At 32.0% G+C, this 24,370-nt stretch carries 23 protein-coding genes; 21 read left to right on the top strand and 2 right to left on the bottom strand.

Features of this window, described 5'->3' with window-relative positions; all coding sequences use genetic code 11:
- Window positions 1-225 precede the first annotated feature (225 nt).
- The 14 genes from N524_RS0101650 to N524_RS0101580 all read left to right on the top strand — a co-directional run bounded on the left by N524_RS0101650 (window position 226) and on the right by N524_RS0101580 (window position 14,472).
- Entirely contained in the window at window positions 226-1,020 is a 795-nt protein-coding gene (locus tag N524_RS0101650) for a VOC family protein (RefSeq protein WP_017637160.1), read from the top strand.
- A 4-nt stretch (window positions 1,021-1,024) separates the two neighbouring features.
- Window positions 1,025-1,498: a CHAP domain-containing protein gene (locus N524_RS0101645; RefSeq protein ID WP_017637159.1), complete on the top strand. Its 474-nt coding sequence runs from the start codon at window positions 1,025-1,027 to the stop codon at window positions 1,496-1,498.
- 167 nt (window positions 1,499-1,665) lie between these two features.
- Window positions 1,666-2,142, top strand: a complete 477-nt coding sequence (gene lspA, locus N524_RS0101640; RefSeq protein ID WP_029055477.1) for a signal peptidase II — start codon at window positions 1,666-1,668, stop codon at window positions 2,140-2,142.
- Window positions 2,143-2,153: 11 nt separating this feature from the next.
- Window positions 2,154-3,071 (top strand): RluA family pseudouridine synthase, encoded by a 918-nt coding sequence (locus N524_RS0101635; protein ID WP_029055476.1) that lies wholly within the window; start codon window positions 2,154-2,156, stop codon window positions 3,069-3,071.
- Window positions 3,072-3,468: 397 nt separating this feature from the next.
- A complete protein-coding gene (gene pyrR, locus N524_RS0101630) occupies window positions 3,469-3,996 on the top strand; it encodes a bifunctional pyr operon transcriptional regulator/uracil phosphoribosyltransferase PyrR (RefSeq protein WP_017637157.1) in 528 nt (175 codons plus the stop codon).
- 192 nt (window positions 3,997-4,188) lie between these two features.
- Window positions 4,189-5,481 carry a uracil-xanthine permease family protein gene (locus tag N524_RS0101625; protein ID WP_029055475.1) on the top strand — a complete coding sequence of 431 codons (1,293 nt, stop codon included), beginning with the start codon at window positions 4,189-4,191 and terminating at the stop codon, window positions 5,479-5,481.
- Window positions 5,482-5,505: 24 nt separating this feature from the next.
- A complete protein-coding gene (locus N524_RS0101620; protein ID WP_029055474.1) occupies window positions 5,506-6,387 on the top strand; it encodes an aspartate carbamoyltransferase catalytic subunit in 882 nt (293 codons plus the stop codon).
- An 18-nt stretch (window positions 6,388-6,405) separates the two neighbouring features.
- The gene (locus N524_RS0101615) at window positions 6,406-7,683 is read left to right on the top strand and encodes a dihydroorotase (RefSeq protein WP_017637154.1); all 1,278 of its coding nucleotides are present in this window, start codon (window positions 6,406-6,408) and stop codon (window positions 7,681-7,683) included.
- Window positions 7,684-8,784, top strand: coding sequence for a carbamoyl phosphate synthase small subunit (locus N524_RS0101610; protein WP_017637153.1), 1,101 nt, complete (start codon window positions 7,684-7,686; stop codon window positions 8,782-8,784).
- A complete protein-coding gene (gene carB / locus N524_RS0101605) occupies window positions 8,777-11,950 on the top strand; it encodes a carbamoyl-phosphate synthase large subunit (protein WP_029055473.1) in 3,174 nt (1,057 codons plus the stop codon). Before N524_RS0101610 ends, carB begins: the two co-directional genes overlap by 8 nt.
- Window positions 11,951-12,060: 110 nt before the next feature.
- Window positions 12,061-12,753, top strand: a complete 693-nt coding sequence (pyrF, locus tag N524_RS0101600; RefSeq protein ID WP_029055472.1) for an orotidine-5'-phosphate decarboxylase — start codon at window positions 12,061-12,063, stop codon at window positions 12,751-12,753.
- The gene (gene pyrE, locus N524_RS0101595; protein WP_017637150.1) at window positions 12,754-13,365 is read left to right on the top strand and encodes an orotate phosphoribosyltransferase; all 612 of its coding nucleotides are present in this window, start codon (window positions 12,754-12,756) and stop codon (window positions 13,363-13,365) included.
- Between the two features lie 25 nt (window positions 13,366-13,390).
- A complete protein-coding gene (locus N524_RS0101590) occupies window positions 13,391-13,615 on the top strand; it encodes a hypothetical protein (protein ID WP_017637149.1) in 225 nt (74 codons plus the stop codon).
- Window positions 13,616-14,064: 449 nt separating this feature from the next.
- The gene (locus N524_RS0101580) at window positions 14,065-14,472 is read left to right on the top strand and encodes a VOC family protein (RefSeq protein ID WP_017637148.1); all 408 of its coding nucleotides are present in this window, start codon (window positions 14,065-14,067) and stop codon (window positions 14,470-14,472) included.
- A 131-nt stretch (window positions 14,473-14,603) separates the two neighbouring features.
- On the opposite strand, the gene N524_RS0101575 is transcribed toward N524_RS0101580, so the two are convergent.
- The gene (locus tag N524_RS0101575; RefSeq protein WP_029055471.1) at window positions 14,604-16,310 is read right to left on the bottom strand and encodes an Rqc2 family fibronectin-binding protein; all 1,707 of its coding nucleotides are present in this window, start codon (window positions 16,308-16,310) and stop codon (window positions 14,604-14,606) included.
- A gap of 193 nt (window positions 16,311-16,503) precedes the next feature.
- On the opposite strand from N524_RS0101575, the gene gmk reads away from it, so the two are divergent.
- The 4 genes from gmk (at window position 16,504) to priA (ending at window position 21,167) form a co-directional block, all read left to right on the top strand.
- Window positions 16,504-17,127, top strand: coding sequence for a guanylate kinase (gene gmk / locus N524_RS0101570; protein WP_017637146.1), 624 nt, complete (start codon window positions 16,504-16,506; stop codon window positions 17,125-17,127).
- Window positions 17,127-17,339 (top strand): DNA-directed RNA polymerase subunit omega, encoded by a 213-nt coding sequence (gene rpoZ, locus N524_RS0101565; RefSeq protein ID WP_017637145.1) that lies wholly within the window; start codon window positions 17,127-17,129, stop codon window positions 17,337-17,339. Before gmk ends, rpoZ begins: the two co-directional genes overlap by 1 nt.
- Window positions 17,340-17,559: 220 nt before the next feature.
- The gene (gene coaBC, locus N524_RS0101560; RefSeq protein WP_029055470.1) at window positions 17,560-18,759 is read left to right on the top strand and encodes a bifunctional phosphopantothenoylcysteine decarboxylase/phosphopantothenate--cysteine ligase CoaBC; all 1,200 of its coding nucleotides are present in this window, start codon (window positions 17,560-17,562) and stop codon (window positions 18,757-18,759) included.
- Window positions 18,759-21,167 carry a primosomal protein N' gene (gene priA, locus N524_RS0101555; RefSeq protein WP_029055469.1) on the top strand — a complete coding sequence of 803 codons (2,409 nt, stop codon included), beginning with the start codon at window positions 18,759-18,761 and terminating at the stop codon, window positions 21,165-21,167. Before coaBC ends, priA begins: the two co-directional genes overlap by 1 nt.
- A 74-nt stretch (window positions 21,168-21,241) precedes the next feature.
- Here the strand turns inward: priA and N524_RS0101550 are convergent, their stop codons facing one another.
- Window positions 21,242-21,445, bottom strand: a complete 204-nt coding sequence (locus N524_RS0101550) for a TM2 domain-containing protein (protein ID WP_029055468.1) — start codon at window positions 21,443-21,445, stop codon at window positions 21,242-21,244.
- Between the two features lie 207 nt (window positions 21,446-21,652).
- On the opposite strand from N524_RS0101550, the gene N524_RS0101545 reads away from it, so the two are divergent.
- From N524_RS0101545 to rsmB, 3 genes are read left to right on the top strand one after another with little or no spacing between them, the layout of a single operon-like run.
- Window positions 21,653-22,141 (top strand): peptide deformylase, encoded by a 489-nt coding sequence (locus tag N524_RS0101545; RefSeq protein ID WP_029055467.1) that lies wholly within the window; start codon window positions 21,653-21,655, stop codon window positions 22,139-22,141.
- Window positions 22,134-23,066 carry a methionyl-tRNA formyltransferase gene (gene fmt / locus N524_RS0101540; protein ID WP_029055466.1) on the top strand — a complete coding sequence of 311 codons (933 nt, stop codon included), beginning with the start codon at window positions 22,134-22,136 and terminating at the stop codon, window positions 23,064-23,066. Before N524_RS0101545 ends, fmt begins: the two co-directional genes overlap by 8 nt.
- Window positions 23,063-24,370, top strand: a complete 1,308-nt coding sequence (gene rsmB, locus N524_RS0101535; RefSeq protein ID WP_029055465.1) for a 16S rRNA (cytosine(967)-C(5))-methyltransferase RsmB — start codon at window positions 23,063-23,065, stop codon at window positions 24,368-24,370. Before fmt ends, rsmB begins: the two co-directional genes overlap by 4 nt.

The raw sequence follows: 24,370 nt of genomic DNA, 5'->3' as shown, positions 1-24,370 counted from the left end.
ACAGCTTTTGTTTTATAGTTTTAAATTTGAAATATTGATAAATGAATTAGTGTAAGTTTAGTTGTAATATTATGTTCTCATTATGCTCTTTCAAGAAATATTTTTAGCAATTAAGTTGCTTTTAGTATAAATTTTTAGCATAATATTAAAAATATGGATGTTACTGATAATAATTTCAATAATGAGTTAAATTTATAGATAAGCTTTATGAAAGAGGTAGTATGTATGTTTCATAATAAGAATGCAAATTTTGTAAATGGAATAACTATAAATGTAAGAGATAAAGATGAACTTAAACCTTTTTATGAAGAAATATTAGGGTTAAATATTGTTAACGAAACGATGACGAGCATTCAATATGAAGTAGGAATGTCAAATACATTCATTACGTTAAATGAAATTACTAATGGACGAGAACCATTAATGTCAGAAGCTGGGTTATTTAATTTAGGAATCATGTTGCCAACGCTATCTGATTTAGCTGATTTATTAGTACAATTGAGCGATTATGAAATACCTGTTAACGGTGGAGAACAAAGTGTTTCAACGTCTTTGTTTATTGAAGATCCTGAAGGCAACGGTTTGAAATTTTATGTCGATCAAGATTTTGAGTCATGGCATTATGAGGATGATAAAGCATTGCTTAATATTGTGCCAATTAACGTCCCACGTTTATTAAATGAAGTTTCAGACGAAAAGTGGCAAGGCATTCCAGATGAGGCTAAAATTGGTACGTTACATTTAAAGACGGTACGTATATCTGAAGTCAAAGATTATTATTTAAATTATTTTGGTTTAGAAGAATCAGCATATATGGATGACTATTCATTCTTTTTATCATCTCAACATTACCACCATCATTTAGCTATAAATCAATGGATATCCGGAACTAAACGCGTTGATAATTCTCATTCTTATGGCTTAGCACTTGTAGATTTTCATTATCCAGAAACGACCCATTTGAATGTTAAAGGGCCGGATGGCATATATTTTAGGTTTAATTATATAAAAGAAGAGTGATTCAGTGAAAAAAAGTATAACTTTAATGTTTATAGTGACTATATGTATTACGATAGCTGCAATAATAGATGGATTAAATAATCAAGATATGACAGAGCCCAAAAATCATTTATTAGAAATCAATCCAATGAAATATAATACTTATCAAAAAGGTCAATGTACGTATTATGTTTTTGATAAAGTTAAAGAAGATCACCATCAAATTGAGAACACATGGTCTGATGCAAAAGAATGGGCTAAAAATGCTGAAAAAGATGATTACAAAGTCAATCATCAACCTAAAAAAGGGTCGATATTACAAACAACTAAAGGAAAATATGGGCACGTAGCATATATTGAAAAAATAAATCAAGATGGATCACTTCAAATTTCTGAGATGAATTTTAAAAAAGCTTATGAAATTACAGATAGAACAATTCCAAGTTTTGATGTAGATCAATATCAGTATATACATCCTAAAAATAATGAAAAAGCATAATTAAGAACAACATATCGATACTCATAATAATGCCGATTAGCAAATAAAATTATTTCATTATGTACATCGTATTTATTTTTAGGCTATCCTGTTTTTATATACTTGATTAAGATATAATAAAAGATGTTGTAAAAAAGTGATGAATGGTTTTGAATGGAGGCACATGAATGAAAAAGAAATATTATACTGGTATTTCATTATTCGTAGTCATTTTTATTTTAGTCATTGACCAAATAACAAAATGGATAATTGCTAGTTCAATGAAAATAGGGGATTCCTACGAAGTAATACCAAATTTTTTAAATATAACATCCCATAGAAATAATGGTGCTGCTTGGGGTATTTTAAGTGGAAAAATGTTTTTCTTTTATATCATTACAGTAATTATATTAATCATACTCGTATTATTCTTTATTAAAGAAGCTAAGTACAATTTATTTATGCAATTAGCTGTTAGTTTGTTGTTCGCAGGCGCTTTAGGGAATTTTATAGATCGTTTGTTTAATGGAGAAGTTGTTGATTTTATCGACACAAATATTTTTGGATATGATTTTCCAATATTTAATATTGCCGATTCAAGTTTAACAATTGGTGTAATTTTAATAATTATAGCTTTACTTAAAGATACAACAAATAAAGAATAGGAGGTAAGGTAATGGAAACATATGAATATCAAATTTCAGATAATAATTATGTAGGTCAAAGATTAGATAAAGTATTACCTGAATTGAATAGCGATTGGTCACGTAGTCAGATTCAAGATTGGATCAAAGAAGATTTAGTAAAAGTAAATGATAAAGTGGTAAAACCAAACTATAAAGTTAAACAAAACGATCATATTATCGTAACAGAACAAGAGGTCGTAGAAGCGGATATCACGCCAGAAAATTTAAATCTTGATATTTTTTATGAAGATAACGATGTAGCTATTGTATATAAACCTAAAGGTATGGTTGTTCATCCATCACCTGGTCATTATACAGGTACTTTAGTCAATGGATTGATGTATCAAATTAAAGATTTATCAGGTATTAATGGTGAAATACGCCCAGGCATCGTTCACAGAATTGATATGGATACTTCAGGATTGTTAATGGTTGCTAAAAATGATATTGCGCATCGAGGCTTAGTTGAGCAATTAATGGCGAAATCAGTTAAACGTAAATATGTCGCATTAGTACATGGCAATATTCCACATGATTATGGAACTGTAGATGCACCTATTGGACGTAATAAAAAAGACCGCCAAGCTATGGCTGTCGTAGATGATGGAAAAGAAGCAGTAACACATTTCAATGTATTAGAACATTTTAAAGACTACACATTAATTGAGTGCGAGTTAGAAACAGGTCGTACTCACCAAATCCGTGTACATATGAAATATATTGGATTCCCATTAGTTGGGGACCCTAAATATGGTCCTAAGAAAACATTAGATATTGGTGGACAAGCTTTACATGCTGGAGTCATCGGTTTTGAACATCCAGTTACGCATGAATATATTGAAAGAACAGCTAAATTACCACAAGAATTTGAAGATTTATTAGATGATATTAGAAAAAGAGATGCTTAATATAGTTTGATAAATCATATAGTTCAATATTTGAATTTAGATATTAATTAAAGTCTAGACATAAGTCATAAACTTATAAAGATAAATAAAAAAATAGTCATATGACCGTTGACTAATTGTAGTTTTAGGATTAAACTAATAACAGTTTAAATAAAAAAATCGTAGGTCTTTAAATGTAAGTCCAGAGAGGCTTCAAAGACATGAAAATGATACTTAATCTACATTAACGTTACTACCTTTATATTCGTATATAGAGACGTCAATAAAGGAATGTAACTCATGTAATTGAATGAACATGTGTATGTGATAAAACATCAATCACACATTGTCTATATATCAACCTCATGTCTTGTTAAAGGCGTGAGGTTTTTTTCATGTTAATTTATGAGGTGAGGAAATGTCTGAACGCATCATTATGGATGAAGCAGCAATACAACGTACAGTAACTCGAATTGCACATGAAATTCTTGAGTATAACAAAGGTACAGAAGATTTAGTATTATTGGGCATTAAAACGCGAGGTGCTTACCTTGCTTACCGTATTCAAGAAAAAATTAATATGATTGAGCAACAACTTGTTCCAACAGGTACAATTGATATTACACAATTTCGAGATGACATTGATCAAGTTTCAAAGCAATCTTTTGATAAAGCATTTGAGATTGATGTAGACATCACAGGAAAAGTTGTTGTCATCGTGGACGATGTTTTATATACAGGAAGAACTGTAAGAGCGTCATTAGATGCTATACTATTACACTCTAGACCAATTAAAATTGGTTTGGCAACACTTGTTGATCGAGGCCATAGAGAACTTCCAATTCGAGCAGATTTTGTAGGGAAAAATATACCTACTGCACGAGATGAATCAGTGAAAGTATTCTTAACGGAAAAGGATTCAACGAATGCGGTAGTAATTGAATAATATATCCTTTTAAAACAGTACGAGAGACTGAAAAAGGTGAATTGAATTATATAAGCATTTAACTAACTGTAATATAGTTATGTAAACTTATATGACTATAGATACATATTGCTTATGATTCATATCATTGACTTTAGTCTCTTTGCATAACTGTATGTAAAGAGATTTTTTTATGAGAGGAAATGAATCATTATGGAAAATGAACAAATGTTTGAACGTACAGTAAAACCAGTATTAGATGTTAAAGATAAACCAAAAGCAGGCCAATGGGCATTCTTAAGTTTACAACATTTATTTGCGATGTTTGGATCGACTGTACTTGTACCATTTTTAACAGGACTACCAATATCAGCTGCATTATTAGCATCTGGAATCGGAACATTATTATACATATTAATAACAAAAGCCAAAATACCTGCTTATTTAGGTTCTAGTTTCGCTTTTATCACTCCAATCATTACTGGGTTAAGTACACATAGTTTAGGAGACATGTTAGTTGCATTATTCATGAGTGGATTAATGTACGTCATTATCGGTATATGTATACGATTTAGTGGAACAGAATGGCTAATGAAATTATTACCACCTGTTGTGGTTGGACCAGTAATCATGGTTATCGGTTTAAGTCTTGCACCTACAGCAGTAAACATGGCAATGTATGAAAATTCAGGAGACATGAAAGGTTACAATTTAAGTTATTTAGTAGTAGCGTTAATCACTTTAATAGTAACTATTATTGTGCAAGGTTTTTTCAAAGGATTCTTATCCCTCATACCAGTTTTAATCGGTATTATTGTAGGTTATATCGTTTCAATATTTATGGGATTAGTAAAATTTGCGCCAATAGCTAAAGCTAAATGGTTAGATTTCCCAGATATTTATCTACCATTTAAAGATTATGTACCATCGTTTCACCTAGGATTGGTACTAGTGATGATACCTGTTGTTTTTGTTACAGTCAGTGAACATATTGGACATCAAATGGTCATTAATAAAATTGTAGGTAAAAATTTCTTTAAAGATCCAGGATTAGACAAATCAATTATCGGTGACGGTGTATCAACGATGGTTGCAAGTATTATCGGAGGACCACCAAGTACAACATACGGTGAGAACATTGGCGTTCTGGCGATTACTAAAATTTATAGTATTTACGTTATTGGTGGCGCAGCTGTCATAGCGATAGTACTCGCATTTATAGGAAAATTCACAGCACTTATTTCTTCAATACCAACACCAGTCATGGGTGGTGTATCTATACTATTATTCGGTATTATCGCCGCAAGTGGTTTAAGAATGATTGTTGAGAGTAATGTTGATTTTGCTAACAATAGAAACTTGGTAATAGCATCTGTCATTTTAGTAATTGGTATTGGAAATCTACTTATCAATTTAAAAGGTATTGGCATAAATCTTCAGCTTGAAGGAATGGCATTATCAGCATTATCAGGTATTATTTTAAATTTAATCTTACCTAAAAAATAATCAGTTTAACTGAGGAGGCAAATAATGGAACATTTATTATCAATGGAAGATTTATCAAACGATGAAATTTTTAGCTTAGTTAAAAAAGCAAGTCAATTTAAATCTGGAGAAGTTAATGTACCGCAATACAAAGATAAATTTGTAGCTAATTTGTTCTTTGAAAATTCAACTAGAACAAAATGTAGTTTTGAAGTTGCCGAACAAAAGTTAGGATTGAATTTAGTTAATTTTGAGACAAGTACATCATCAGTTCAAAAGGGTGAATCCTTGTATGATACTTGTAAAACTTTAGAAAGTATTGGTGTTAATTTACTTGTAATTAGACATTCTCAAAATGCATATTATGAAGAATTAAATAATTTAAATATCCCTATAGCTAACGGTGGGGATGGTAGTGGTCAACATCCAACACAAAGTTTACTTGATTTAATGACAATTTATGAAGAGTATGGAAAATTTGAAGGTCTAAATGTATTAATTTGTGGTGACATCAAAAATTCTCGAGTAGCTAGAAGTAATTTTCATAGTTTAAAAGCATTAGGTGCAAATGTAATGTTCGCGAGCCCCGAAGAATGGGTAGACGATACAATAGAGGCATCATATGTAAATATTGATGATGTGATTAACCAAGTAGATATTGTGATGTTGCTAAGAGTTCAGCATGAAAGACATGGTATTACTGGAAAGGCCAATTTTGAAGCTGAAAATTATCATCAACAATATGGGTTAACTAGGGAAAGATATGATAAATTAAAAGAAGAAGCTATTGTCATGCATCCGGCTCCTGTAAATAGAGGAGTAGAAATCGAAAGCGAATTGGTAGAGGCACCTAAGTCTCGAATATTTAAGCAAATGGAAAACGGTATGTATTTGAGAATGGCAGTTATTGATGAGCTTTTACAATAAGGAAGGGGTATTTGAATCATGAAATTAATTAAAAACGGTAAAATTATTAAGAACGGAAAATTGAAAAATACAGATATTTTAATCGAAGGTAAAAGAATTAAAACGATCAGTACTAAAATAGATGCATCATCTGACGATATTGAAGTCATTGATGCTAAAGGAAATTTAATCGCACCAGGATTTGTAGATGTACATGTGCATTTACGTGAACCAGGTGGTGAACACAAAGAGACAATTGAAACAGGTACAAAAGCAGCAGCTAGAGGTGGATTTACTACAATTTGCCCTATGCCTAATACAAGACCAGTACCAGATTCAGTTGAAAATGTAAGAGCGTTAAGAGAAAGAATTTCTGAAACAGCTCAAGTTCGCGTATTACCCTATGCTTCAATTACAACTAGACAAGCTGGTAAAGAGTTAGTGGATTTCGAAGCTTTAGCTAAAGAAGGTGTGTTTGCGTTCACAGACGATGGCGTCGGTGTACAACAAGCGAGTATGATGTACGCTGCTATGAAGCAAGCTGCTAAAGTTAAAAAGCCAATTGTTGCTCATTGTGAAGACAATAGCTTAATTTATGGCGGCGCTATGCATAAAGGTAAACGTAGTGAAGAACTAGGTATTCCTGGTATTCCAAATGTTTGTGAATCAGTTCAAATTGCAAGAGATGTTTTATTAGCTGAAGCAGCAGGATGTCATTATCATGTTTGTCACGTATCAACTAAAGAAAGTGTCCGTGTTATTCGCGATGCTAAAAAAGCAGGCATTCATGTTACAGCTGAAGTAACGCCACATCACTTATTATTAACAGAAAATGATGTTCCAGGTGATGATGCTAATTATAAAATGAATCCACCATTAAGAAGTACAGAAGATCGTGACGCATTATTAGAAGGATTATTAGACGGTACAATTGATTGTATTGCTACAGACCATGCGCCACACGCTAAAGAAGAAAAAGAACAACCTATGACTAAAGCACCATTTGGAATTGTAGGTAGTGAAACAGCATTCCCATTACTATATACACACTTCGTAAGAAATGGTAATTGGTCATTAAAACAATTAATTGATTATTTAACAATTAAACCAGCTACAATCTTTAATCTTAACTACGGAAAACTACACAAAGATAGTTATGCTGATATTACTATTATTGATTTAGAAAATGAAAAAGAAATTAGAAGTGAAGATTTCTTATCAAAAGCTGACAATACACCATTTATTGGTGAGAAAGTATACGGACATCCCGTATTAACTATGATAAAAGGTGAAGTTGTATTTAAGGAGGAAAAATAAATGCTTTCAAAACGTTATCTAGTATTTGAAGACGGTTCTTATTATGAAGGATACCAGCTAGGTTCAGATGAATTATCGATTGGTGAAATTGTTTTTAACACAGCAATGACAGGTTATCAAGAAACAATTTCTGACCCTTCATATACAGGTCAAATTATTACATTTACGTATCCATTAATTGGAAATTATGGAATTAATAGAGATGACTTTGAATCTTTAACACCTACATTAAATGGTGTAGTAGTCAAAGAAGCAAGTACACATCCAAGTAATTTCCGTAATCAAAAGACATTACATGAAGTATTAGTTCAATATCAAATACCTGGTATCTCAGGTGTTGATACTAGAAGTATCACACGTAAAATTCGCCAACATGGTGTATTAAGAGCTGGATTTACAGATAACAAAGATGAAATTGAAAGCTTAGTTGAACATCTTAAAACAACTGAATTACCTAGAGACGAAGTATCAACTGTTTCTACAAAAACACCTTATGTATCTACTGGAGCAGATTTAAGCGTTGTACTTCTTGACTTTGGTAAAAAGCAAAATATTGTACGAGAATTAAATATGCGAGGGTGCAATGTGACAGTTGTGCCATACGACACATCTGCTGAAGAAATATTGAAGATGTCACCAGATGGCGTAATGCTATCAAATGGACCTGGAGATCCAGATGAAGTAGAAGTAGCTATTCAAATGATTAAAGGTATTCTTGGTAAAATTCCATTCTTTGGAATTTGCCTAGGACACCAATTATTCGCATTATCCCAAGGTGCTAAATCATTCAAAATGAAGTTTGGTCATCGAGGCGCTAACCATCCTGTTAAAAACTTAAAAACAGGTAAAGTTGACATTACAAGTCAAAACCATGGTTATTCAATCGATAAAGATTCTTTAGAAAACACTGATTTAGAGGTTACTCATATTGCTTTAAATGATGGAACTGTTGAAGGTTTAAGACATAAGACTTTACCTGCTTTTTCTGTTCAATATCATCCTGAAGCAAGACCAGGCCCAAGCGATTCGAATTATTTATTTGATGAATTTATAACAATGATGAACGAGTTCATAGAAAAGGAGCGTAATGTAAATGCCTAAGCGTAACGATATTCAAACAATTTTAGTAGTAGGATCGGGTCCAATTATTATTGGGCAAGCTGCGGAATTTGATTATGCAGGAACTCAAGCTTGTCTTGCACTTAAAGAAGAAGGATATAGAGTTATATTAGTTAACTCAAATCCAGCGACGATTATGACAGATAAAGAAATTGCAGATAAAGTTTATATTGAACCATTAACACACGATTTTATTGCACGTATTATTCGCAAAGAACAACCCGATGCATTACTTCCTACATTAGGTGGTCAAACTGGTTTGAATATGGCTATTCAATTACACGATAGTGGTGTATTAGCCGCAAATAATGTGAAGTTACTTGGTACTGAATTAGAATCAATTCAACAAGCTGAAGACCGTGAATTATTTAGAACGTTAATGAATGATTTAAATGTTCCAGCACCTGAAAGTGACATCGTAAATACAGTAGAACAAGCTTTTAAATTTAAAGAAGAAGTTGGCTATCCATTAATCGTTCGTCCTGCATTCACAATGGGAGGAACTGGTGGCGGTATTTGCTACAACGATGATGACTTAAAAGAAGTTGTTACCAATGGTCTTCATTATAGTCCTGCTACACAATGTTTAATTGAAAAATCAATTGCTGGATTTAAAGAAATTGAATATGAAGTTATGCGTGATAAAAATGATAATGCAATAGTAGTTTGTAATATGGAGAATATTGACCCAGTTGGTATACACACTGGTGACTCAATTGTTGTTGCGCCAAGTCAGACACTATCAGACGTCGAATATCAAATGCTACGTGATGTGTCATTAAAAGTTATTCGCGCTTTAGGAATTGAAGGTGGATGTAACGTACAACTAGCTTTAGATCCAGATTCATACAACTATTACATTATTGAAGTAAACCCACGTGTATCTCGTTCATCAGCATTAGCATCTAAAGCAACAGGTTATCCAATTGCGAAGTTAGCAGCCAAAATTGCTGTAGGTTTAACACTAGATGAAATGTTAAATCCAATTACTGGAACTTCTTATGCTGCATTTGAACCTACACTAGACTACGTTATTTCAAAAATACCACGTTTCCCATTTGATAAATTCGAAAAAGGTGAGCGTGAATTAGGTACTCAAATGAAAGCAACTGGAGAAGTAATGGCAATAGGACGCACATATGAAGAATCTTTATTAAAAGCGATTCGTTCATTAGAATACGGCGTACATCATTTAGGATTACCAAACGGTGAAAGCTTTGATTTAGACTACATTAAAGAACGTATTAGTCATCAAGATGATGAAAGATTATTCTTTATAGGTGAGGCCATACGTCGTGGAACAACTTTAGAAGAAATTCATGAAATGACTAAAATTGATTATTTCTTCTTAAATAAATTCCAAAATATTATCAACATTGAACATGAACTTAAAGCACATCAAGGTGATTTAGAATACCTTAAATATGCTAAAGATTATGGATTCAGTGATAGAGTTATTGCACATCGTTTTGATATGACAGAAGAAGAAGTTTATCAATTACGAATTGAAAATAATATTACTCCAGTGTACAAAATGGTAGATACATGTGCTGCTGAATTTGAGTCTACAACACCTTATTACTATGGTACTTATGAAACTGAAAATGAATCTATTGTTACTGATAAAGAAAAAATTCTTGTATTAGGATCTGGACCTATTCGAATTGGACAAGGTGTAGAATTTGACTATGCAACAGTTCATGCTGTGTGGGCAATACAAAATGCTGGTTATGAAGCAATTATTGTAAATAATAACCCTGAAACTGTATCAACAGATTTTTCAATTTCAGATAAATTATATTTTGAACCATTAACAGAAGAAGATGTAATGAGTATTATTAATCTTGAAAAACCTAAAGGTGTAGTTGTACAGTTTGGTGGACAAACAGCAATTAACCTTGCTGACAAATTAGCAAAACATGGCGTACAAGTACTAGGAACTTCTTTAGAAAACTTAAACCGTGCTGAAGATAGAAAAGAATTTGAAGCATTACTTCATACTATCGATGTACCACAACCTCAAGGTAAAACTGCAACATCACCAAAAGAAGCGTTAGAAAACGCGCGTAATATTGGATATCCAGTTGTAGTTAGACCATCTTATGTGCTTGGTGGTCGTGCTATGGAAATTGTAGATAGTGATGATGAGTTAGAAAATTATATGACACAAGCTGTTAAAGCTAGTCCAGAACATCCAGTATTAGTTGATAGATATTTAACTGGTAAAGAAATTGAAGTCGATGCTATTTCAGATGGAGAAACAGTCATTATTCCAGGAATAATGGAACATATTGAACGTGCAGGTGTACACAGTGGTGATTCTATTGCAGTATACCCACCTCAAACACTATCTCAAGAAGAAATTAAAACACTTGAAGATTACACAATTAGATTAGCTAAAGGTTTAAATATTATTGGATTAATCAATATTCAATTTGTAATTGCACATGATGGTGTTTATGTTCTAGAGGTAAATCCTCGTTCAAGTCGAACAGTACCATTTTTAAGTAAAATTACTGACATTCAAATGGCACAATTAGCTATGCAAGCAATCATGGGTACGAAATTATCATCTTTAGGCTATAAAGAAGGTATTCAACCGTATTCAGAAGGTGTATTTGTTAAAGCACCAGTATTTAGCTTTAATAAACTGAAAAATGTAGACATTACTTTAGGGCCTGAAATGAAATCTACAGGTGAAGTAATGGGTAAAGACCAAACATTAGAAAAAGCGCTATACAAAGGGTTAACTGGTAGTGGATTTGAAGTCAAAGATCACGGTACAGTATTAATGACAGTAAGCAATAAAGATAAAGACGAAATTGTCAAAATTGCACACCGTCTTAATGAAGTAGGTTATAAGATTCTAGCAACTAAGGGGACTGCTGAAAAATTAAAACAAAATAATATACCAGCAGAAGTTGTAGGCAAAATCGGTGGAGAAAATGACTTGCTTACACGTATTCAAAATGGTGACGTTCAAATCGTTATTAACACAATGACAAAAGGTAAAGAAGTGGAAAGAGATGGATTCCAAATTCGTCGTACAACAGTTGAAAATGGTATTCCATGTTTAACATCATTAGATACTGCTAGCGCTTTAACTAATGTTATTGAGAGTATGACATTTACGATGCGAAATATGTAAACTAATTCAATATAATTTAATATTTTGAAACTACATTTTAATTTAGATAAGTTCTTCAATTCTTAGTTATTAGACTTTGATTGAAGAACTTTCAATATAAGGAGTACATAATGAAACAATTACCAATTATTGCATTAGATTTTGAATCTGCAGATAAAGTTAATGCATTTTTAGATCAATTTAATGAACCATTATTTGTAAAAGTTGGAATGGAATTATTTTATCAAACAGGACCTGATTTAATTAAATCAATTAAAGATAGAGGTCATAGTATATTTCTTGATTTAAAATTACATGACATCCCCAATACAGTAAATAAAGCAATGCAAGGGTTAGCAAAATTAGATGTAGATTTAGTAAATGTTCATGCAGCTGGTGGTAAGGCGATGATGGAAGCAGCTATTGAAGGATTACGTCAACACAACAAAGATATAAAAATCATTGCTGTTACTCAATTAACATCAACAACTCAAGAACAGTTAAATAATGAACAAAATATACAAACAACGATTGAAGAAGCAGTTCTAAATTATGCTCGATTGACTCAACAAGCAGGTCTTGATGGTGTCGTTTGCTCACCATTGGAAGCGGAATTGTTAACTAAAGAATTAGGCGAAGATTTTATGAAGGTAACGCCTGGCATTAGACCTCAAGGTGCTGCGCAAAATGATCAAAAACGAATCACTACACCGGAGCAAGCTAAAAAATTAGGATCAACACATATTGTTGTTGGTCGACCAATTACTCAAAGTGACAATCCAGTTGAAAGTTATCAAAAAATAAAAGAAAGTTGGTTAGGTTAAATGGCTAAAGAAATTGCAAAATCACTACTAGATATTGAAGCAGTATCATTATCACCAAATGATTTATTTACATGGAGTTCAGGTATTAAATCACCAATTTATTGCGATAACAGAGTAACATTAGGCTATCCAGAAGTACGAAATGCTATTAGAGATGGTTTAATCAAACTTATTAATGAAAAATTTGAAGACGTAGAAATTATTTCTGGTACTGCAACAGCAGGTATACCACATGCTGCGTATATTTCAGAAAAAATGGAGTTACCAATGAACTATGTTCGTTCGAAAAGTAAAAGCCATGGTAAACAAAATCAAATTGAAGGTGCCAAAAGTAAAGGCAAAAAAGTAGTGGTTGTTGAAGATTTAATTTCTACTGGTGGATCATCAGTAACAGCAGTAGATGCCCTTAAAGAAGCTGGCGCAGAAGTGTTAGGCGTTGTTGCCATATTTACTTATGGTCTAGCTAAAGCAGATGATACATTCAAACAAGCACAAATTCCTTTTTACACTTTAAGTAATTATAATGAATTGATTGAAGTAGCAAAAGAGCGTGGAGAAATTTCTGAAAATGACATTCAGACTTTAGTTGATTGGAGAGATAACTTATCATAAGATAGGTTTATAGGTGGGATGTAAAATGTTAAAGCAGAAACATGATAATCATCTGTACTCGTCATTAAAACACTGCAATGCATTTTTAAGTCGACGGGAAGATTTTAGAAATACAACTCAACTCGATGTCCAAGAAAATGAAAGTACAGTATCCAAATTTCAAAAAGAAATGAATTATAATGCTTTTGAACATACAAGTGATATTTTCAAAAAAGCAAAGGAAAACTTACGTACTAAAGGTGAATTGTAGTCCGAAATAATGATTTAAACTACATGATTATTAATTTAAAAGCAATGAATTAAAAAAAACGGCGATTAGTCAATGTTTGTACTGAACCCTAAAGTTGTACTAAAAATCTAACTTTATAAGGGCACATCAGTTTAACAACACTCTAACGCCGTTTCTTTTTTATATTACTTTAACGAATAAATAATTTAGTTAATAGCCATCCAATTAGTAAAACAATTACTAATATCAATAGAGGAATAAGTAAATGTGTCATATTATGGCCTCCTTTTCACTTAATTTAATTTTAACCGTTCAAACATATAAGTCAAAATTAAAAAACTACATCTAACAAAAATATTATAAATAGCTAAAATCTTAAAAGTGGGTATAGTCAACAAAATTAAGACACGCATGTTAAACTATGGATAAGTATTGATAATAATTTAAACAACACTTATAGGGGGATTAAAATGGAAATACCAAAAATAACGACATTTTTAATGTTTAATGATCAAGCAGAAGAAGCAATTAATTTATATACAAGCTTATTTGAAGATAGTGAAATTATAACGATGGTTAAATATGATGAAGATGGACCTGGAACACCTGGAACTGTTCAACATTCGATATTCACACTAAATGGTCAAGTTTTTATGGCTATTGATGCAAACAATGGAGAAGAATTACCAATGAATCCTGCAATGTCACTTTATGTCACTGTTAAAGATACAATGGAAATGGAAAGACTTTTCAGTGGACTAAAAAAAGAAGGCGCTATTTTAATGCCTAAAACTGAAATGCCACCATATCGCGAATTTGCATGGGTACAAGATAAATTTGGTGTCAGTTTCCAACTTGCATTACCAGATAAGCACTAACAAAATATTTATATAATTAAAAAGGACTGGTTACGTGTCATATATTGTGCTGAAATCCATAAAGTTAGATTTTAAGTCTAACTTTTGGGGTGCACTTCATATATGCGTAATCAGTCCTCTTTATATTTAAATTAAGTTAAACTTTCAGATTTCATATGTTGAATATGATCATAATCTGGAGTTGCATATAAAGTTTTTTGCTTGTCATAAGTGACAAATCCTGGTTTTGCACCAGAAGGTTTATGGACATGTTTTATTTCGGTATAGTCAACAGGAATTTGACCTGAATTTCCAGCTTTAGAGAAGTAACCAGCGAGCATAGCCGCTTCTTTAATAGTTTCTTCTGAAGGTGAATCATTTAGAATAACAACATGCGAACCTGGGATGTCTTTCGTATGGAACCATATATGATTTTTCTGTGCTTTTTTATTAGTGAGATAATCATTTTGTTTATTATTTTTACCTACTAATATCGTATCTCCATTTGTTGAAAGATAAGATTGAAGCTGTATTTTAGCATTTTTCTTTTTCTTAACATTTTTACGCTGTTTCATAAATCCTTGATCTGCTAATTCGTCACGAATATCATCGATTTCATTTACCGTTATATGTTCTAATTGCTGTTCAATACCAGTGAAATAGTCAATGTTTTCTTTAGTTAACTGAATTTGACGTTGAAGTTCATGTTCACGCGTTTTCATACGATTGTATTGTCTATAATAATATTGTGCATTAACAGAAGGAGATTTCGTTGGATTCAAGGGAATTGTAATCTCTTCATTATTATAATAATTGAGTACTGTTACAGATTCGTCTCCTTGATTTATACGATAAATATTTGCTGTTATTAATTCCCCATACAATTGATAATTATCTTTATCTTTAGTTCCTTCATATTCATGCATGAGTTTGCTTAATTTGTTTTGATATTTATGAAGTTGTTGTTGGACAAAACGCACTAAATCATTAGCACGTTGTTTGACGCGCTCACGTTCTCCTCGTGCATCATAATAACGATCTAATAAATCATTTAAAGAGTCATAAGTTACTATATCATCATAAAATTGATTTAAAGTCATGAAGTAAAAATCTTCTTTACCAGATTGATGATTTTTATGAAATACAGGGGTAGGTGTTTCTAGTGTCTCAGCCATGACTTCATCATATGCTTCAGGTAAAGTCTCAGGCGTCATAAACTGACGACGATTAACGATTTCATTTGTAATTAACGGGCTAAAACCTTCGAAAGTATTTAACAGTTGTTTAGCAATTTTACCTGCATTGAAATCAATATGTTTTAATGCTTCAGAACCTGACACTTCATAAGGGTTTAACTTATGTTGAGTTGGAGGGGCTTCATATTGGAAACCAGGCATTACTGTACGATATTGGTTTGTATTAGGTGTAAGATGTTTAAATCCTTCGATGATTTTTCGATTTTCATCAACTAATATTAAATTACTATGTTTACCCATAATTTCTAATATAATCGTTCTATACATAGTATCGCCGATTTCATCTTTACTTTGTACATCAATTTCTACACGTCTATCATTACCAATTTGACGAATAGCTTTAATAATGCCACCTTCTAGATGTTTACGGAAGACACGAGCAAACATAGGTGGGTCGAATGGATTATCATATTTTTTATTCGTTAATTGCAACCTTGAAAAGCTTGGATGTATAGATAAAAGTAGTTGATGATTTTGACGGTTTTGGCGTACAACAATAATTATCGTATCATTTTCGGGTTGATTAACTTTATGGATGCGTCCTGTAACTAAATCTTGTAAGGAATCAACCATCTGTTTTGTAAATAGGCCATCATATGCCATTGATATCTGCCACCTTCTTGTTATTCATTCTCATTATTGTAACATGCATCATTCGTACGGTCATGATTCTTGTTTAATTTAACTTATTATGAAAAATGTATAATGAGTCGCTAAAAGTATCTCTATACAATTTCAAGTGCAATATGATATCATATTTAAATAATAGAAGAATAGCTTAGAAAGGTCGTAAGGCATGGATAATGAAAAAGGATTGTTAATAGTTCTTTCAGGTCCTTCTGGTGTAGGTAAAGGAACTGTTAGAAAGAAAATATTTGAAGATCCCAATACTTCGTATAAGTATTCTATATCGATGACTACTCGTAGCATGCGCGAGGGTGAAATTGATGGTGTAGATTACTTCTTCAAAACAAAAGATGAATTTGAAGCATTAATTAAAGATGATCAATTTATTGAATATGCCGAGTATGTAGGTAATTACTATGGTACGCCTGTTCAATATGTTAGAGATACGATGGACCAAGGACATGATGTATTTCTAGAAATTGAAGTCGAAGGTGCAAAACAAGTTAGAAAGAAATTCCCTGAAGCATTATTTATTTTCCTAGCTCCACCAAGTCTAGATGATTTAAGAGATCGTTTAGTAGGTAGAGGGACAGAATCAGATGAGAAAATTCAAAGTCGTGTTAGCGAAGCACGAAAAGAAGTAGAAATGATGAATTTATATGATTATGTTGTGGTTAACGATGAAGTAGAGTTAGCCAAAAACAAAATTCAATCAATCGTCGAAGCTGAACACCTTAAACGTGAAAGAATAGAAGCTAAATATAGAAAAATGATACTGGAGGCAAAAAAATAATGTTAAATCCACCTTTAAACCAATTAACAGGTAAGATTACATCTAAATATCTTATCGCTACTACTGCTGCAAAAAGAGCTCGTGAATTAGATGAAAAACCAGAAACAGCTTTAGAAAGTAAATACATTTCAGCTAAACCTGTTGGTAAAGCACTAGAAGAAATTGCTGATGGTAAAGTTTCACCAGTTATTCCTAACGAATTTTTAGGATAATCACATTAAAATAAATGTACACACCTTTTTTGAGATATGTTATTACATGAGTTGTAATGAATATATCACTTATATAAGGTGTGTTTTTTTAATATCATTGATAATTTGTGTATAATTAATATAAATTTGAATAACATCTTGTTGAATAAACAAACGAGCAAAGTTCTAATCAGGGAAATAAATTGATTGAATTGAAAATGTATTTAAGGAGAACACAATAATGAAACATATTTTATTAGCGGTTACGGGCGGTATAGCTGCATATAAAGCTATAGATTTAACTAGTAAATTAACTCAAGCAGGTTATGAAGTACGTGTGATGTTATCAAATCATGCACAAGAATTTGTTACACCATTAGCCTTTCAATCTATTAGTAAAAATCCAGTTTATACAAATACTTTTAAAGAAGAAAATCCTCAAGAAATCCAACACGTTACACTTGGCGATTGGGCAGATGTTATTATCGTAGCGCCAGCGACTGCAAATACAATTGCAAAGTTAAGTGTCGGTATTGCAGATGATATGATAACGTCAACTTTATTAGCAACAGAAACACAAACATTTATCGCTCCAGCTATGAATGTACACATGTACGAAAATAAACGAACACAACATAATATAGAGACTTTAAAATCTGATGGGTACCAATTTATAGAACCTGGGGACGGTTATTTAGCGTGCGGATATGTTGCTAAAGGACGTATGGAAGAACCTTTACAAATTGTGTCAGTCATTAATCAATACTTTAATCAACATGAGACACAAATTGAAAGTTCATTTAAAGGTAAAAATGCTCTTGTTACTGCAGGTCCTACAGTTGAAGTCATCGATCCAGTTAGATTTGTATCAAATCGTTCATCAGGAAAAATGGGATTCGCAATAGCAACTGCATTACAAAAACGTGGTGCTAATGTCACGCTAGTTAGTGGGCCAACCCAATTAGATGATCCTAAAGGTGTGAATGTGATTCGAGTTGAAAGTGCAAAAGAGATGTTTGAAGAAACATTACAATACTATGATACTCAAGATATCGTTATTAAAGCCGCAGCTGTATCTGATTACACTCCATCTGAAGTGTTAGATCATAAAATGAAAAAGCAAGATGGCGATTTAACTGTAAAATTTAAACGTACTCAGGATATTCTTAAGTATCTTGGTGAACATAAACAGGATCAGTATTTAGTTGGTTTTGCTGCAGAAACTCAAAATATTGAACAATATGCTCAAGATAAATTAAAAAGAAAAAATGCGGATGTGATTATTTCCAATAATGTTGGTGATAAATCAATTGGTTTTAATTCAGATGAAAATGAATTAACGATGCATTTTAAAAACCAAGATATGGTCAATATAAAGAAAGGCAAAAAAGTTGAAATTGCTAACGAAATTTTAGACGAATTAGAAACTAGGTGGCAATAATGATAGCAAAGGTTATTGTAGATATACCTTCTAAAAGTGTTGATTTTAAATTTGACTATATTATACCTGAACGATTGCAATCATTCGTTCAAATAGGGGTACGTGTGATAGTACCGTTTGGACCAAGAACAATTCAAGGGTATGTTATGAGTATTCAAGATCAACCTGACGAAGACATTGACTTCAGTAAACTTAAAGAAATCAAAGAGATTCAAGACATCAAACCAGAATTAACACCTGAATTAATTGAACTTAGTGAGTGGCTTAGTCATTATCATTTAACAAAACGTATTTCAGTTTTAGAAGTCATGTTGCCTAATGCAATTAAAGCTAAATATCAAAAAGCGTTCGAAATTGTAAAGGGTAATGACATATCAGAATCTATTTTAAAAAGATTTAATAAAGATGGATATTATTTTTATAAAGATGCACAAAAAAATAACGATTTAGGATATTTAGATGATTTATTAAAGCAACATTTCATTAAAGAAACTACTATCTTATCGCAAAATATTAAAAAGAAAACACAACGTGCTGTTAAAGTAACGGATATAGGTAATCCAGACGAAATTTTAAATAAATTAGAAAAATCAATTAAGCAATATGATTTATATGCTTACTTGTTAGATGAAAGACACCGAGATGTGTTTATCAAAGAATTAGATGAAATGGGATTCTCTAAATCAAGTTTAGATACATTAATTAAAAAAGGTTATTTAGAAAAGTATGACGCTGAAGTTGAAAGAGATCCTTTTGCAAATCGTATTTTTGAGAAAGAAAATAATCGTCAATTAACGAATGATCAACAAAATGCTTTCGATGCGATTAAAGCAAAAATAGATGCAAATGAAGAGAGAACATTTTTATTACATGGTGTCACAGGATCGGGGAAAACAGAAGTATACTTACAAACTATTGAAACAGCATTAAATCAAGGTAAACAGGCTATGATGCTCGTCCCCGAAATTGCTTTAACACCACAAATGGTATTACGGGTTAAGCGCCGATTTGGTGATGATGTTGCGGTGTTACATTCAGGTCTTTCAAATGGTGAAAGATATGATGAATGGCAAAAGATTCGTGATGGTCGTGCACAAGTCAGTGTAGGTGCTCGCTCAAGTATATTTGCTCCATTTAAAAATTTAGGTCTAATTATTATAGACGAAGAACATGAATCTACATATAAGCAAGAAGATTATCCAAGATATCATGCGCGAGATATAGCGCAATGGCGTAGTCATTATCATCAATGTCCAGTCATACTAGGAAGTGCAACTCCAAGTTTAGAAACATATGCACGTGCAGAAAAAGACGTTTATCAATTATTAACATTACCTAATCGTGTTAATAATCAAGCGCTGCCTGCTATTAATATTGTGGATATGCGTGAGGAACTTGCAGAAGGGAACCGTTCAATGTTTTCTTCTACACTTAGACAAGCCATTCAACATTGTTTAGACCATAATGAACAAATCGTACTATTTTTAAATAGAAGAGGATATGCTTCATTTATGCTTTGCCGTGATTGTGGTCACGTACCACAGTGTCCAAACTGTGATATTTCATTAACGTATCACAAAACAACTGATCAATTGAAATGTCACTATTGTGGTTATCAAGAAACGCCACCTAATAAATGTCCTAATTGTGAAAGTGAACATATTAGACAAGTAGGGACTGGTACACAAAGAGTTGAAGAATTACTCCAGCAAGAATTCGAAGATGCAAAAATCATTCGTATGGACGTAGATACAACATCACGTAAAGGTGCTCATGAAAAATTACTTAATGATTTTGAAAATGGTAAAGGAGATATTCTTTTAGGCACACAAATGATAGCTAAAGGATTAGATTATCCTAATATCACATTAGTAGGTGTTCTAAATGCAGATACAATGTTAAATTTACCTGATTTTAGAGCTAGCGAACGCACATATCAACTATTAACACAAGTAGCTGGACGAGCAGGACGTCATGAAAAAGAAGGGCAAGTAATTATTCAAACATATAATCCTGAACATTACGCAATTGAAGATGTTAAGAAAAATGATTATTTAACTTTTTATCAACAAGAAATGAGTTATCGCAAATTAGGTAAGTATCCTCCTTATTACTTTTTAATTAATTTTACAATTTCACATAAAGAAATGAAAAAAGTAATGGAAGCTTCTAAACATATTCATAAAATATTGTTACAACATCTAACTGATCAAGCCCTTGTCCTCGGTCCTTCTCCTGCGGCTTTATCAAGAATTAACAACGAGTACCGCTTCCAAATTCTAGTTAAATATAAAAGAGAACCAGAATTACACAAAGCATTAACATATTTAGATGATTATTATCATGACAAGTATGTTAAAGATAAATTAGCATTAAAAATAGATATCAACCCACAAATGATGATGTAGACATAAAAAAGCCATTGAGTATCATGACAACAAACACAGTTGTCAGCGCTCAATGGCTTAAAAATTTAATTTAATTACATTAATACATTACCATTTTCATCAGCTGGTCTGAATAATGTTAAGATAGCACTAATAATAGCTAAAATATGAGGTATTGCTGTCCAACAGAATAAAATGTGTAGAATGCCTTGCATATTTTTACCAGCATAGAATTTATGAATTCCAAAGCTACCTAAAAATACAGCTAATAAAATATAAATCACTTTGTTTACTTCCATTATTAATTCACCTCTTTTTTTACAATTTAAATTAATTGTCTTTATTAATCTTCCCTTTTTTTAAACATAGTACTCATTTATATTTTATAAAATATGGTATTAAAGTCAAAGAGATCGTTCTCATTCTTTAGTCTGAATAAGGGAGGTCGCAATTTTATACTATATAAGTTATAATGGTTTGATGAATTTTAATGAGGAGCGTTAAATATGTCAGTAAAAAAATTAGTTAAAGCGGAGCATCCAATATTTAACCAACCGGCACATCAAGTAGAACAATACGATAATCAATTAAAGCAAACACTAACAGATGTTGAAGATACTTTATATGCGTTGGAAGGATCTGCATTAAGCGCAAATCAAATCGGTATTAACCAACAAGTTGCCATCGTTGATATGGAAATGGAAGGCTTATTACAACTTATCAATCCTAAAATTATTAAACAATCAACTGAAACGATTACTGATTTAGAAGGATCAGTAAGTTTACCTGATGTATATGGCGAAGTTGAACGCAGTAAAATGATTGTTGTTGAAAGTAATGACGTTAACGGAAATTCAGTAGAATTAACAGCGTACGATGATGTAGCGAGAATGATTTTACATATGATTGATCAATTAAATGGCATATTTTTCACAGAAAAGGCTAAACGTATATTAAGTGATAGTGAAATGGAGGCATATTTCGAAAATGAGTAAAATAATTTTTATGGGAACACCAGATTTCTCAACTAAAGTATTAGAAATGCTTATTGCAGAGCATGAAGTTATTGCAGTAGTAACTCAACCAGACAGACCAGTAGGTAGAAAACGCGTTATGACACCACCGCCTGTAAAAAAAGTAGCGGTAGAACATAATATTCCAGTATATCAACCTGAGAAAATAAAAGGATCTGAGGAATTACAAACATTATTAAACATGGATTCAGATCTTATCGTAACAGCTGCATTTGGCCAAATCTTACCAGAACAATTATTGAATACACCTAAACTAGGGGCAATAAACGTACATGCTTCATTGTTACCTAAATATCGAGGTGGCGCACCAATACATCAAGCGATTATAGACGGTGAAAAAGAAACAGGTATAACGATTATGTATATGGTGAAAAAACTAGATGCAGGAAATATTATCTCACAACGAGCTATCGACATAGAACAAGATGATAATGTGGGTTCAATGCATGATAAGTTGAGTTTTTTAGGTGCTGATTTATTAAAAGAAACATTACCTTCAATTTTAAATGGTACTAATGACAGTGTAGAACAAGATGATAGTCAAGCTTCATTTGCTTCAAATATTAGTCGTGAAGATGAAAAAATCGATTGGAATTGTAGTGCACAAGAGATACACAATCATATAAGAGGTCTATCACCATGGCCAGTTGCCTATACTATTATGGATGACAAGAATTTAAAAATTTATGGTGCACATATCGTATCAGGTAAAAAAGGTGAACCAGGCACTATTGTAGATACGACTAAGAAAGCAATTATAGTTGCAACTGCCTCAGATGAATGTATTGCTTTAACTGATATTCAATTAGCCGGTAAAAAACGTATGCAAGTAGCAAATTATTTAAGTGGTGTTCAAGAATCACTAGTTGGGAAGAAATTAGTATGACAAATTCGATAAGAGGTCTCGCTTTTGAGACAATACAAGCAATATTAGATGAAGGTGCCTATAGTAACTTAGAAATTAATGAAGTACTATCAACATATGAAATTAGTGATTTAGATAAAGGATTATTCACTGAACTTGTATACGGTACAGTAAAACGTAAATATACTTTAGATTTTTATTTGAAACCATTTTTAAAAACAAAAATCAAAGGTTGGGTACGTGAATTACTTTGGATGAGTATTTATCAATATGTATACTTAGATAAAGTACCTGATCACGCAATCATTAATGAAGCGGTGGAAATTGCCAAAGAAGAAGGCGGTTATTATACCGGAAATGTGGTTAACGGTATACTACGTACAATTATGAGAAGTGAATTACCAGATATAAATGATATCCAAGATGATAAAAAAAGAATTGCTATTCAATATAGTTTACCTAAGTGGTTAGTTGACCATTGGGTAACACATTACGGCTTGGAACAAACAGAGACAATTGCACAATCATTTTTAGAACCAGTAGCTACTACTGTAAGAGCTAATATAACAAGAGGCTCGATTGATAACATTATAAGTGCGTTAGTAAAAGAAGAGTATACAGTAAAAAAAGATGACGTTTTACCTTTCTGTCTTCACATTTCTGGAAAACCAATTGTGAACTCAAGAGCTTTTAAAGATGGTTTAGTATCAATTCAAGATAAAAGTTCCATGTTTGTAGCGCATATCATGGATTTAGATAGAAATGATTCTGTATTAGATGCATGTAGTGCACCTGGGGGGAAAGCGTGTCACATTGCTGAAATATTATCTCCAGAAGGGCATGTTGATGCGACAGATATACATGATCATAAAATAAAACTGATTGATTTCAATATAAGAAAATTAAGACTTAAAAATATTAAAGCCTTTCAACACGATGCAACAGAACCCTATGAAAATCAATATGACAAAATTTTAGTGGATGCTCCATGTAGCGGTTTCGGTGTATTACGACATAAACCTGAAATTAAATATAGTCAGTCGAAAAATACAATTCAATCACTAGTTGAATTACAATTACAAATATTGGAGAATGTAAAACATAACGTAAAACCTGGAGGTTCAATTGTTTATTCAACATGTACAATAGAACAAATGGAAAATGAAAATGTAGTGTATACATTCTTAAAACAAAATGATGATTTTGAATTTGAACCATTCCAACACCCAACAACTGGTGAAATGGTTAAAACATTACAAGTCTTCCCCCAAGACTATCATTCAGATGGATTCTTTATCGCTAGAATTAAAAGAAAGGAAAGTTAA

This window comes from Staphylococcus sp. URHA0057, from assembly GCF_000620265.1.
Taxonomy (GTDB): Bacteria; Bacillota; Bacilli; order Staphylococcales; family Staphylococcaceae; genus Staphylococcus; species Staphylococcus pasteuri.
This window is presented reverse-complemented; position numbering and strand designations above follow the sequence as displayed.